The organism is Kitasatospora sp. NPDC114501, assembly GCF_055633695.1.
Genome location: NZ_JBVKDS010000032.1, coordinates 20,626 through 32,791 on the forward strand (window position 1 = coordinate 20,626; position 12,166 = coordinate 32,791).

Annotated in this window: 9 protein-coding genes; 5 read left to right on the forward strand and 4 right to left on the reverse strand. The window is 73.3% G+C overall.

Translation table 11 applies throughout. From position 1 onward, the window contains the following. Window positions 1-106: 106 nt before the first annotated feature. The 3 genes from ACZ7RU_RS36465 to ACZ7RU_RS36475 all read right to left on the reverse strand — a co-directional run bounded on the left by ACZ7RU_RS36465 (window position 107) and on the right by ACZ7RU_RS36475 (window position 3,159). On the reverse strand, window positions 107-1,042 hold the full coding sequence (locus tag ACZ7RU_RS36465; RefSeq protein WP_470345304.1) for a hypothetical protein: 936 nt from the start codon (window positions 1,040-1,042) through the stop codon (window positions 107-109). A 60-nt stretch (window positions 1,043-1,102) separates the two neighbouring features. Continuing rightward, complete coding sequence (locus tag ACZ7RU_RS36470; RefSeq protein WP_470345305.1) at window positions 1,103-1,963, reverse strand: hypothetical protein; 861 nt, start codon at window positions 1,961-1,963, stop codon at window positions 1,103-1,105. 212 nt (window positions 1,964-2,175) lie between these two features. Next, the gene (locus ACZ7RU_RS36475; protein ID WP_470345306.1) at window positions 2,176-3,159 is read right to left on the reverse strand and encodes a LysR family transcriptional regulator; all 984 of its coding nucleotides are present in this window, start codon (window positions 3,157-3,159) and stop codon (window positions 2,176-2,178) included. A gap of 128 nt (window positions 3,160-3,287) precedes the next feature. Here ACZ7RU_RS36475 and ACZ7RU_RS36480 point away from each other — a divergent pair, with 128 nt between their 5' ends. The 3 genes from ACZ7RU_RS36480 (at window position 3,288) to ACZ7RU_RS36490 (ending at window position 7,148) form a co-directional block, all read left to right on the forward strand. Beyond that, the gene (locus tag ACZ7RU_RS36480; protein ID WP_470345307.1) at window positions 3,288-3,749 is read left to right on the forward strand and encodes a hypothetical protein; all 462 of its coding nucleotides are present in this window, start codon (window positions 3,288-3,290) and stop codon (window positions 3,747-3,749) included. Further along, entirely contained in the window at window positions 3,742-5,370 is a 1,629-nt protein-coding gene (locus tag ACZ7RU_RS36485) for a multicopper oxidase family protein (protein ID WP_470345308.1), read from the forward strand. The genes ACZ7RU_RS36480 and ACZ7RU_RS36485 overlap by 8 nt, the downstream gene beginning before the upstream one ends. A gap of 152 nt (window positions 5,371-5,522) precedes the next feature. Continuing rightward, complete coding sequence (locus ACZ7RU_RS36490; protein WP_470345309.1) at window positions 5,523-7,148, forward strand: alkaline phosphatase D family protein; 1,626 nt, start codon at window positions 5,523-5,525, stop codon at window positions 7,146-7,148. A gap of 78 nt (window positions 7,149-7,226) precedes the next feature. Here ACZ7RU_RS36490 and ACZ7RU_RS36495 read toward each other — a convergent pair whose 3' ends face one another. Further along, window positions 7,227-8,381 carry a DNA gyrase subunit B gene (locus ACZ7RU_RS36495; protein WP_470345310.1) on the reverse strand — a complete coding sequence of 385 codons (1,155 nt, stop codon included), beginning with the start codon at window positions 8,379-8,381 and terminating at the stop codon, window positions 7,227-7,229. 416 nt (window positions 8,382-8,797) lie between these two features. On the opposite strand from ACZ7RU_RS36495, the gene ACZ7RU_RS36500 reads away from it, so the two are divergent. After that, window positions 8,798-9,715, forward strand: a complete 918-nt coding sequence (locus ACZ7RU_RS36500; protein WP_470345311.1) for an MBL fold metallo-hydrolase — start codon at window positions 8,798-8,800, stop codon at window positions 9,713-9,715. Between the two features lie 27 nt (window positions 9,716-9,742). Beyond that, window positions 9,743-10,153, forward strand: a complete 411-nt coding sequence (locus ACZ7RU_RS36505; RefSeq protein WP_470345312.1) for a transposase — start codon at window positions 9,743-9,745, stop codon at window positions 10,151-10,153. Window positions 10,154-12,166: the final 2,013 nt, after the last annotated feature.

A 12,166-nucleotide genomic window follows, 5' to 3' on the forward strand; every position in this document is an offset into this window, starting at 1 on the left:
CTGCTTTCCGTGACTCTGCGTCACCCTCCATCCTGTGCCTCCTCCCATTGTCGGTCGGCTCGCTCGGACCCGCACGGCCCGGCCGGCGGCGTCGTGCCGGGTGTCGTCACGGCCCGCATCGCGGGTTCGGCCCACAGGTGAACACGTGCGGGTTGCAGGTGTCGCAGGTGCGGCAGGTGGCCCCGTGGCAGGTGTCGCAGGTGGCGTTGTCGCAGGTGCGGCAGGTGTCACCGGGGCAGGTCTGGCACGTGGCGGCGAACTCGGTGCGGCAGGGATCGCCCGTGGCGAACCTCTGCGTGTCGCCGGGCCCACCGGGGACGGTGGGGAAGGTGCCGCACGCCGGGCCCGCGGTGCAGCGGAAGGTGTCGATGGTGCCGCACGCCACGCCGGCGGTGCACCGGCACGTGTTGTCGAAGGTCGCGCACGCCGGGCCCGCAGTGCAGCGGAAGGTGTCGATGGTGCCGCACGCCACGCCAACGGTGCACCGGCACGTGTTGTCGAAGGTCGCGCATCCCGCGTCCGCGGTGCACTGGCAGGTGTGCGGCCTGCAGCCGGTGTTGAATTCCGTCGGACAGCCGAAGTCGGTGACGCACAGCCGCTGGGTGCGACAGCCGTCGAAGGTCGGCCCCGGCCGGGTGGTGTCCGGGGCGGGGGCCGCCCCGGTCCGGCGCGGCTGCGCCAGGCGCAGGTCGAGGTCGAACTCGTCCAGGGGGGTGGCCTGCGTGACGTGGGTGAAGTGGACGGTGGCGTCGCGACGCAGGGTGACCGTGGTGGCGTCGTGTCCGACGAACGGCGGCCGGTCGGCGGCGACGGTGTCCGCCGACAGGACGTCGGCGGAGGCGAACTCGGCGTAGTAGTCGAGTTGTTTGTTGAAGTACAGGCGCCGGAACCCGGCGCGGTCGCTGTCGCCGAGCAGGCCGCTGAGCGTCAGCGTCCTGGCCGGGCGGTCGGAGGGATCGGCGAGGTTCCTCGTGACGAAGTCGTCCTGGGGGCGGTCGCCGATGCCGCCGGTCCCGTCGGGTTCAGGGTTCTTGCCGGCCATGTCAACCTCGGGTGCTACTGGAGCGGTTCCTGCTCCGTTGCCAGGGTGTGCGGGATGTCGTCAGAACCGGCACCGCGTGAACGGTCCGCAGGTGAACACGTGCGGGTTGCAGGTGTCGCAGGTGACGCAGGTGCCCCCGTGGCACGTGTCGCAGGTGTTCTCGCCGCAGGTGACGCAGGTGTTCTCGCGGCAGGTGACGCAGGTGGCCTCGCGGCAGGTGGCGCAGGTGAAGCAGGTGACGCAGGTGGCGGCCCGGTCGCAGGTGCGGCAGGTGGCCTCGACGCAGGTGACGCAGGTGTTCTCGCCGCAGGTGGCGCAGGTCTGCTGGAAGCAGGTGTCCTCGCAGGTGGCGCCCGCACAGGTGACGCACGTGGCGTTCTCGGTGGCAGCGCACGTGCGCGGTTTGCAGACGGTGAACGCCGTCGGACAGTCGACGTCGGTGGCGCAGGCGAACTCGGTGACGCAGTCGCCGAACGTCGGCCCGGGGCACTCGGCCTCCCAGGTCTGCGCCTCGAGGGGCTGCGGCGCGGGGGCGGCCCCGGTCCGGCGCGGCTGCGCCAGGCGCAGGTCGAGGTCGAACTCGTCCAGGGGGGTGGCCTGCGTGACGTGGGTGAAGTGGACGGTGGCGTCGCGACGCAGGGTGACCGTGGTGGCGTCGTGTCCGACGAACGGCGGCCGGTCGGCGGCGACGGTGTCCGCCGACAGGACGTCGGCGGAGGCGAACTCGGCGTAGTAGTCGAGCTGCTTGTTGAAGTACAGGCGCCGGAACCCGGCGCGGTCGCTGTCGCCGAGCAGGCCGCTGAGCGTCAGCGTCCTGGCCGGGCGGTCGGAGGGGTCGGCGAGGTTCCTCGTGACGAAGTCGTCCTGGGGGCGGTCGCCGATGCCGCCGGTCCCGTCGGGTTCGGAGTTCTTGCCGGCCATGTCAACCTCGGGTGCTACTGGAGCGGTCGCCGTCTGTTTGGCGTGTCGGCGACGGTTGCGCAGGGTAGGCGTCCGCGCGGTGCGCGCGCCCGGGTGCGCGTTCGCAGGGTCGCGCCGCACCGTCGACCTGTCAGTGCTCCTGCGGCATGCCGGAACTCACGAGGACACAGGCCGCGGGAGGGCGACCGCGGGCCGGTCGTGTCAACTCTGCGTCACTCTCGGTCCTGTTCTCTCTCCTCCCATTGTGGTCCCGGCCGCTCGTGCCCGCACGGCCCGGCGGGCAGGGCCCGGTCCCCGCCGCCTTCCCAGTCCCAGCCGGCGATCGCCTCGCGCAGCAGGCGGGCGGGGGCGGGCAGGCGCGCCCGCCCGTCCCAGAACAGGGTCAGGGAGCGCCGGCACTCGGGGCTGTCGACGTCGACCCACGCCAGCGGCACACGGGTGGAGGTGCGCCGGGCGATGGCGGGCACCAGGCCGACGCCCAGGCCCGCGCTGATCAGCTCGGCGATGGCGCCGGCCTCGTCGCTCTCGCAGACGATCCGCGGCACCAGGCCGTGGGCGGCGAACAGCCGGTCCAGCAGGCGGCGTTGCCAGTGCCCGGGGCTGGCCGCGATGAACGGCCGCTCGGCGAGCTCCTCGATGCCCACCGGGACGCCCGCCGTGGCGCGGCCGGCCAGCGGGTCGTCCACCGGGACGGCCAGCCCCACCTCCTCGTCCAGCAGCAGGAGCGACTCCAGGCCCTCGGCGGCCACCGGCTGGGAGGCCACGGCCAGCTCGATGTCCTGGGCCCGCAGCCGCCGGGCCATCTCCTGCGCGGACAGCTGGTGCAGCTCGACCTCCACCCCCGGGTGGCCGCGCTTGAACGCGGCCAGCGGCCCGCTGAAGGCCAGGAACGTCTCCGAGGCCATCCGCACCGTGCCCAGCCCCTGCCCGGCCGCCTCCGCCACCGCCCGTCGGCCCGCCTCCAGTTCGCCGAGGGAGCGCTCCACGTAGCCGCGGAACAGCCGCCCGGCGCCGTTCAGCCGCAGCCGCCCGCCCCGCTCGAACAGCGGGGTGCCCAGCTCCGCCTCCAGCCGGGCGATGGAGCGGCTCAACGACGGCTGGGCGACGCGCAGTTCCTCCGCCGCCCGGCTCAGGTGCTCCAGCCGCGCCACCGCCAGGAACTGCGTGAGCGTGTTCAGGTCCACCAGCGCCCCCATGCCTCCACGGTCATAACGCCATAGCAATACTGATCTTAGACAGGATAGCCACACGGGCATAGCGTCAGAGGCGGAGCCGCACACCGCCCGAACCGTGCGGCCCGATGTCAGCGTGAGGAAGGACGCCCATGGCCATCGCCGCCCAGAGGACCCCACCGGAGAGCGCGGCCCGGTCCGCCACGGGGGAGCGGACCGGGCCCGCCGGACGGACCCTGCGCGCCCTGGCCGCCGCCCACAGCGCCGCCGTCTTCGGCCAGCCCGTCTTCGCCGGCGTCTACCTCAGCGGCGACTACGACGCCCTGGGCTGGCACACCGTCGGCGCCAACGCCGCCACCTCCCTCGGCTACCTCCAGCTGATCGCCGCCCTCGTGTGCTGGATCCGGCTGCGCCGCTCCTGGCCGCTGGCCGCCACCCTCGCCGTGGTCGCGGCCGAGACCGTCCAGTACGTCGCCGGCATGGACGGCGCCCTGTGGCTGCACCTGCCGCTGGGGGTGGCGACGATCGCCGCCACCGTCGTCCTCACCATCGCCCTGTGGCGCACCCCGCTGCCCCCGCGCCGGCCCGCCCGCCGGGAGGACGACCGTGCCTGAGCCCCACGACCACCCCCGCCCGCCCGGACTGACCCGCCGTCAGGTCCTCGGCATCGGCGGTGCGTTCGGCCTGCTCACCACCGCCTCGCTCGCCACCGCCGCTGCCCTCGCCCGCCGCCCCGCCGCCACCGGCGCTCAGCTGCGCAGCACCGCCCCGCTGCCGCCGCCCTACCGGGTGCCGCTGCCGCTGCCCGCCGTCGCCAGGCCCGTGTCCACCGACGGCGGCACCGACCGCTACGAGATCGTCCAGCGCGAGACCACCGCCGAGATCCTGCCCGGCCTCACCACCCGGCTGTGGACCTACGGCGGCACCTTCCCCGGCCCCACCGTCGAGGCCCGCCGCGGACGGCCCGTCACCGTCACCCACCGCAACGAACTGCCGGTGCCCACCGTCGTCCACCTCCACGGCGGCCGCACCCCCGCCGACTCCGACGGCTACCCCACCGACCTCGTCCTGCCCGCCGCCTGGCCCCAGGCCCCCCACACCATGCCCGGCACGAGCGGCCACGCGGGCGGCCACGCCATGACCGATCCGCGCGCCGTCACCAGCCGCCTCAGGCGCGACTACACCTTCCCCCACGACCAGCGCCCCACCCTGCTCTGGTACCACGACCACCGCATGGACTTCACCGCCCCCGCCCTCTGGCGCGGCCTGGCGGGCCTGCACATCGTGCGCGACGACGCCGAGGACGCCCTCGGCCTGCCCGCCGGCCCCCGCGAGATCCCCCTGATGATCGCCGACCGCGCCTTCACCGCCGACGGATCCCTCGCCTACCCCTCCCTCGACCCCGGCCTGCGCGAACGCCCCGGTGTCACCGAACCCCACCTCGCCGGCGTCCTCGGCGACGTCATCCTCGTCAACGGCGCCCCCTGGCCCGTCCACGAGATTGACGCCGCCCGCCACCGCCTGCGCCTGCTCAACGCCTCCAACGCCCGCCACTACGAACTGGAGGCCCTCACCGAGGACGGCCGCCGCCTCGACCTCGTCCAGATCGGCGCCGACCAGGGCCTGCTCGCCGCCCCTGTCACCCACCGGAGCCTGCCGATCGCCCCCGCCGAACGCCACGACCTCGTCGTCGACTTCGCCGCCGCCCCCGTCGGCTCCCTGGTCCGCCTCGTCAACCGCCTCGGCGCCGGCCGCACCCGCGACGTCATGGCCTTCCGCATCGCCCGCCGCGCCGCCACCGACGACAGCCGCATCCCACCCGTCCTGTCCACCGACCTGCCCCACTGGCGCCGCGAAGACGCCGTGCGCACCCGCGACTTCGCCTTCCGCGCCGGCCGGATGAACGGCGGCCATGGCTGGCTCGTCGGTGGTCGTGCCTTCGATCCCGCCCGTACCGACGTCACCGTGCCCCTCGGTGACACTGAGATCTGGCGCCTGATCGCCGATGTCCACCACCCCGTCCACCTCCACTTGGTCGGCTTCCGTGTCCTCACCCGCGGCGGCAAACCCCCACTGCCGACCGACGCCGGCCTCAAGGACACCGTCTCGCTGCGCCCGGGGGAGTCGGCGGAGATCATCACCCGCTTCGACGGCTACCGCGGCCGCTACCTCTTCCACTGCCACAACGCCGAGCACGAGGACATGGGGATGATGGCCAATCTGGAAGTCGTGTGAGCCGGTTCGTCCCGGTCCGGGGTGAAGTGCCGGACCTTCACGGGTCTCCCATCAGATGATCACTCTGCTGCCGTGATTCCGACTCCCGCTGTACGGGGTGGTCCACTCCAATTCCCTTCGCACACCCCCGAGCTGCGAAAGGCCACCACCCCATGACCCGCCCCACTGCCGACCGGATGCTGCGCGAGGCCGCCGCCCGCCTGGACCGGCGCCGCTTCCTCACCGTCACCTCGGCCGCCGCCGCGCTCGCCTTCAGCGTCAACCTGCCCTCCGCGCACGCCGCCGACAACGAGATCGCCCCGCGCGCCATCGGCGACGACCCCTTCACCCTTGGCGTGGCCTCCGGGGACGCCACCTCCGAGGCCGTCGTCCTGTGGACCCGCCTGGCCCCGCGCCCGCTGGAACCCGGCGCCGGCCTGCCGCCCACCGGCTCCGTCACGGTCGGCTGGGAGATCGCGCGTGACGAGAGGTTCCGCCGTGTCGAACGCCGCGGCACCGCCCGCGCCCACGCCGAGTTCGGCTACGCCGTCCACGTGGACGCCGACGGCCTCGACGCCGGCCGCCAGTACTGGTACCGCTTCACCGTCGGCCCCTGGTCCAGCCCCGTCGGCCGCACCCGCACCACCCCGCCGCGCGGCAGGAAGCCCGACAGCGCCCGCATCGCCCTCGTCTCCTGCCAGGCCTACGAGGACGGCTACTTCACCGCCTACCGCCACCTCGCCGGCGAGGACGTCGAAGCCGTCTTCCACGTCGGCGACTACATCTACGAGTACGCCGTCGACGCCGCCGGCGGCGACCGCAAGTACACCGACCGCATCCTGGCCGCCCACTTCAACCACGAGACCACCACCCTCGAGGACTACCGGCTGCGCTATTCCCTCTACAAGAACGACCCCGACCTCCAGGCCGCGCACGCCGCCCACCCCTGGTACGTCACCTGGGACGACCACGAGGTCGAGAACAACTACGCCGCCGCCGTCCCCGAGAAGAACCAGGACCCGGCCCCCTTCGTCGCCCGCCGCGCCGCCGCCTACCGTGCCTACTGGGAGAACCAGCCTTTGCGCATGCCCCGGCCGCGCGGCACCGACCTCACCCTCTACCGGCGCGTCCACTTCGGGCGCCTCGCGCAGTTCGACATCCTCGACACCCGCCAGTACCGCGACGACCAGGCCAACGGCGACGGCTGGCAGTACCCCACCCCCGAGTCCGCCGCCACCGGGCGGACCCTGATGGGCGCCACCCAGGAACGCTGGTTCGCCGAGGGCCTGCGCCACTCGAAGGCCACCTGGAACGTCGTGCCCCAGCAGGTCGTCTTCTCCCGCCGCAAGAACACCACCGCCGAGCGCTCCAAGCTCTCCATGGACGCCTGGGACGGCTACCCCGCCGCCCGCGAGCGCTTCCTCGACGCCGTCGACCAGGCCGGTGTCGAGAACCTCGTCCTGCTCACCGGCGACGTGCACGTGGCCTACGCCCTGGACGTCAAGCGTGACTTCGACGACCCGAACTCCCGCACCGTGGGCGTGGAGTTCGTCGGCACCTCGATCAGCAGCGACGGCGACGGCGAACAGAAGCCGTCCAACTGGACCACCCTCATGGCGGCCAACCCGCACATGAAGTTCTACGACGGGCGCCGCGGCTACACCGTCCTCACCCTGGACCGCCACCGCGCCCGCGCCGACTACCGGGTGGTCTCCCACATCACCCGCCCCGGCGGCACCCTGTCCACCGCCGCCTCCTTCACCACCGAGGCCGGAAACCCGGGCGTCCGCCCCGCCTGACGCCCGCGCCGCGATCCACCCGTCCCCGCCGAACGGCCCCGGTCCCGCCGCCTTGAGGGAGGCGGCGGGACCGGGCGCTCAGGCGCCCCGGGCGATCCGGCCGGCGACGGCCGCGGCCTGCTGCGGGTGCGCCTCCAGCCACGCCCCCAGGTGTTCCCGGACGGCCTCGGCGACACAGGTGCGTACGGCGGGGTTGCCGAGCACGTCGTGGGTGGAGCCGAGGAACTCGGGGTCGTCGAGCTTCACCGACACCACCGCCGTCAGGCCCGCGCCGACCCGCCCGGCGGACAGGTCGGCGCTCAGGTCGGCGTTCGGTGCGGCGTGCGCCGTGGCGGCGGGCAGGAGCCGGCGGCGCGCGTAGGCGTCGACCGCGGCCGCCACCCCGTCGCGCAGGCCGTGTTCGTGGCCGCCGCCGCGGGGGGTGGGCCGGCTGTTGGCGAAGCCGCGCACCCGCTCCTGGCCGCTGCCGCGCCACCGCAGGGCCACCTCCACCGTCCCCGCCATCCGCGGGTCCTCGCCCTCGAAAGCGATGACGTCCGTGACGGCGGGAGCCTCGTGCGGGCCGTCGAGGAGGGCGACGAACTCCCGCAGCCCGCCGGAGAAGTGGAACCGGGCCGAGCGCACGTCGTCCGGGCGGCGCTCGTCGGTCAGCGAGACGTCCAGGTCACGGTTCAGCAGCGCCAGTTCACGGAACCGGTCCGCCAGCGCGTCGAACGGCAGCCGCGCGGTCCCGAAGATCTCGGTGTCGGGCCAGAAGGTGAGGACGGTCCCGCTGCCGGCCGCCGGCCCCGTCTCGGTGAGCGGGCCCAGCGCGACGCCGCGCGCGTACTCCTGCACCCGGCACACCCCCGCGCGCCGCACCTCGGCCGTCATCCGGCTCGACAGGGCGTTGACGACGAAGGGCCCCACGCCCACGTGGCCGAGCGTCACGTGGTGGCGGCCGCGGGGCCCCGCCCCGGAGCGCATCCGGGTCAGCAGGGCCTCCACGCCGGCCTCGCCCGGGCCGTCGTCGGCCACGCGCACCCCGCCGTCGGCCGTCAGGGTGACCTCGACGCGCCCGGCCCGGCCCGCCAGGACCTCGTTCACCGGCCGGTCGGCGACCTCGAACACCATGTGCCCCAGGCCGCGTTCACCGGTCGACCCGATGTACATCCCGGGCCGCTTGCGAACGGCCTCCCGCCCCTCCAGTACCTGGATGCGGGCGGCGGTGTACGGGTGGTTGTCCTGGCTCACGAGTTTCCCCTCCGAAGGTGGCCGGGCAGAGCCCCCACAGCCTAGGCGAATTTCCGCATAGCACCAGGTCAGACCCTGTTCGCCGAAGGCGTGGACGGCCGCGTGGGAGCCTGCCCGAAGGCGCCCGCCCCGGCAGTGCGGGGCCGGCGCCCGCGCGCGGCCGGGCCCCCGCCCAAGCCCCGCACGGGGCCGTTTCCCGCACCCCCGAGGGCCTCCGATCCCACTTTTCCCATCCGGCCCGCAGGGCCTGGAGCAGAAGCCGGGTCCGACCCCCGTGCCGTGGCCCGGTGGCTTGGTGGCCCGGGGGTGGCTGTCACGGATCGGGCCCCTGTCCGGTCGGTAGGTGTGTCAGGGCGGTGCACCTTGTGGCGTGCCGTCGATGCCATCGGTTGACGCTGGTCCAGAGGAGAACACCTATGAGCTGGGATACCACTGCCCGTCCCGTCGCGCTCGGGCGTGACGAACGTGTCCCGTCGCGCTACGTGTTGAAGGTCGGGGACATCGATGTGACGGTGATCAGTGATGGGGTGCTGCCGATCGCCCCTGTGACGATGGCGACCAACGCTCCCGTGGCCGATCTGAAGGCCTGGCTCGCCGACATGTTCCTGCCGCTGGAGTCGATCGACTGGCCGCTGAACGTGGCCGTGGTGCGCAGTGGTGGGCGCACTGTCCTTATCGATTCCGGTCTGGGCGCGGAGTTCCCGGGTTTCCCGCGGGCCGGGCGGCTCGCGATGCGGCTGGAGGCTGCTGGGATCGATCCGGTGTCGGTGACCGACGTGGTGCTCACCCATCTGCATATGGACCATATCGGCGGGTTGCTCGTGGAGGGGCTGAGGGGTCGGCTGCGTACCGATGTGCGGGTTCATCTGGCGGCTGCGGAGGCTGAGTTCTGGGCGGCGCCGGACTTTTCGCGTACCGACATGCCGGGGCCGGTGCCGCAGGTGCTGCGTGCGACCGCCTCGCGGTTCCTGGAGGTCTACCGCGGCCAGTTGCGGCCGTTCGAGGCGCAGTACGAGGTGGCGCCGGGGGTGGTGGTGCGCCGTACCGGCGGGCACACTCCCGGTCACAGTGTCGTCCATCTGGAGTCCGGTGGTGACCGGCTGACGTTCGCCGGCGACGCCGTGTTCCAGTGCGGGTTCGACAGGCCCGACTGGCACAACGGCTTCGACCACGACCCTGAGGAGTCGGCCCGTGTCCGGGTCCGGCTGCTGGAGGAGCTCGTGTCCAGCGGTGGGCGGTTGGTGGCGACGCACCTGCCGTTCCCGTCCGTCTGTCACGTGGCGGACGCCGGCAGTGGCACGTTCCGCTTCGTCCCGGTGGTCTGGGACTACTGACCGCCGCACCCCGGCGCTTCGACCATCGTGCGGGCCCACCACGAGTCGGCCGCACTGGCGGTCGCCGGGGAGACCCTGGACGCGCTCGAACAGGCCCTGACCGAGGGAAAAGGGGGTTCCGCTGCCGCAGCAGCGGGCCGTGCTGAGGGTGGTGCGAAGGCGGGACCGAACGACGAGCCGGAACCCGCGAAGGTTCGTGCCCAGGCACGGCGCCGGCGCGAGGCCCGGGCTGCGAAGGCCGAACTCGGCCGGTCCCGGGGTGGCCTGAGCAGCAAGGTTCATGCGGCTGCCGACTCCGCAGGCCTGCCACTGGCGTTCGTGCTGACCCCTGGCCAGGCGGCGGACTGCCACCAGTTCCGGGTCGTGTTGGAGGAGGTTCGGGTGCGCGGCCCGGTCGGCCGGGCCGCGCACCCGGCCGAACGCCGTCGCCGCCGATAAGGCCTACTCGTCGAAGGCCAACCGTGCCTACCTGCGCAGACGCGGGATCACCGCGGTGATCCCGGAGAAGACGGACCAGGCGGCCAACCGCAGACGCAAGGGCTCCTGCGGCGGCCGGCCGGTCACTTCGATCCCGGCCGCTACAAGCGGCGCAACCACGTCGAACGGTGCTCCAGAAGATCAAGACCTGGCGAGGCCTGGCGACCCGGTACGACAAGAGCCCGGAAAGCTACACGGCAGGCCTGCACCTTCGCGGATCGATCATGTGGTTGAAGTCCCTGACCTCAACCACATGAGCGGAACTTTAAACAGCCCCTGGGGGAGGGTGCGAGCTGCGCCGGTGGCCGCCTGGCCGGGGGCCGCATGGGTGGCACCCCACGGCGTCGCGAGCCGTGGGGTGTCCGTGGGCGTGGGTGACGATGGCGGTGGTCCAGGTGTGCGGGTAGCGGACGACGTGGTGGGCGATCCGGCCGACACCGGGGATGTCGACGTCGTCCAGCCAGACCTCGGCCCACGGGCTCCCGAACACCTGCCGAGGCCCGAACGCCTGCCACTTCACCGGCAGCCCCCTCCCACCCCGCACCGTTGCGCCCCCGACTCTTCCCCACGCGCGCTGACGGGGCCGGACGGCTACGGGAGCAGGCGCGGGCGGAGCACGACGACGCCCAGCTGCCCCTTTCTCGGGAGGGCACGGGCCCCGGCGGCCGGACGGGGCGAACCCGCCCCCTCCCTCGCCCGCTGCGGCGTCCCAACCGCCGCGCACAGGAAGTCGATTGCGCCGACTTCCGTGCGGGTGGCGTCGCCCTGGCAGCGTCACCTGGCCTTCGGGTCCGGCTGCTTCGTGCACAGGAAGTCGATTGCGCCGACTTCTCGCGCGTCCCGGTGGTGGTCGGGTGGTTGAGGGTCTCCCGGCCACCCTGTGCGGGAGGCCGGCCCTGTCGGCGTTCCACGTGGGCGGTCACGTCACCTCGCCTTCGGGGTTGGGTGCGTTGTGCGTGGGAAGTCGATTGCGCCGACTTCCTGCGCGTGGGGGTGGTTGGCTGCCTGGTGCCTGGCGCCCGGCCGTCCTGTGGGGAGGTCGGTGGTTCCGGCTTTGCGTGCGGGTGGCGCCACCTCGCCTTCGAGGTGGGCTGTTTCGTGCGCGAGAAGTCGACTCCGCCGACTTCTCGCGCACGCCGGTGGTGGTCGGGTGGTTGAGGGTCTCCCGGCCACCCTGTGCGGGAGGCCGGCCCTGTCGGCTTTGCCCGTGGGCGGCCACGCCACCTCGCGTTCGGGGCCGGGCCTTTCGCGGCGTGAGAAGTCGATCCCGCCGACTTCTCGTGCGGGCCGGTGGTGGGTTGGGGTGAGGCCGGCGTCCTGTGCAGGACGTCGGCTCTGCCGACTTTCCGCGCACGCCGGTGGTGGTCGGGTCTGGGGGCTGGACCGTCCTGTGGGGAGGTTGGTCGTGTCGGCCCTGCATGTGGGCTGCGCCGCTCCGGCCGTGCCGTCTGTGTGTGGGAAGTCGGCTGTTTCGTGTGTGGGAAGTCGACACCGCCGACTTCTCGCGCGGGCCGGTGGTGGGTTCGGCTGCCCCGCGTAGGAAGTCGGCTCTGCCGACTTCCGTGCGGGTGGCGTCGCCCTGGCTGTGTCACCTGGCCTTGGGGGCCGGCTGTTTCGTGCGTGGGAAGTCGGCTGCGCCGACTTCCTGTGCGTGCCGGGGGGCGGGGGGCGGGTTGTTCTGTGGGGGAGGTCGGCTGTGGTGGCTCTGGGCGTGGGTGGCTGGGCCGACGTGTCTTCGGGGCCTGGTGTTTTGGGCGCGGGAAGAGCGAGCTCACGCGCCGCGGCCTCGTCCGGCACCGCCTCGGGCTGCTCACCGCGTATCTGATGTTCCGTCACATCACAGTCGGGGGCAGGATTCTCGGTTCCGGTCCGGACGGCTACGGGAGCAGGCGCGGGCGGAGCACGACGACGCCCAGCTGCCCCTTTCTCGGGAGGGCACAGGCCCCGGCGGCCGGACGGGGCGAACCCGCCCCC

What these genes read in the sequence shown, in the direction of transcription:
- ACZ7RU_RS36465 (WP_470345304.1), bottom strand. Translation starts at nt 1,042, where the DNA reads ATGGCCGGCAAGAACCCTGAACCCGACGGGACCGGCGGCATCGGCGAC.
- ACZ7RU_RS36470 (WP_470345305.1), bottom strand. Translation starts at nt 1,963, where the DNA reads ATGGCCGGCAAGAACTCCGAACCCGACGGGACCGGCGGCATCGGCGAC.
- ACZ7RU_RS36475 (WP_470345306.1), bottom strand. Translation starts at nt 3,159, where the DNA reads ATGGGGGCGCTGGTGGACCTGAACACGCTCACGCAGTTCCTGGCGGTG.
- ACZ7RU_RS36480 (WP_470345307.1), top strand. Translation starts at nt 3,288, where the DNA reads ATGGCCATCGCCGCCCAGAGGACCCCACCGGAGAGCGCGGCCCGGTCC.
- ACZ7RU_RS36490 (WP_470345309.1), top strand. Translation starts at nt 5,523, where the DNA reads ATGACCCGCCCCACTGCCGACCGGATGCTGCGCGAGGCCGCCGCCCGC.
- ACZ7RU_RS36500 (WP_470345311.1), top strand. Translation starts at nt 8,798, where the DNA reads ATGAGCTGGGATACCACTGCCCGTCCCGTCGCGCTCGGGCGTGACGAA.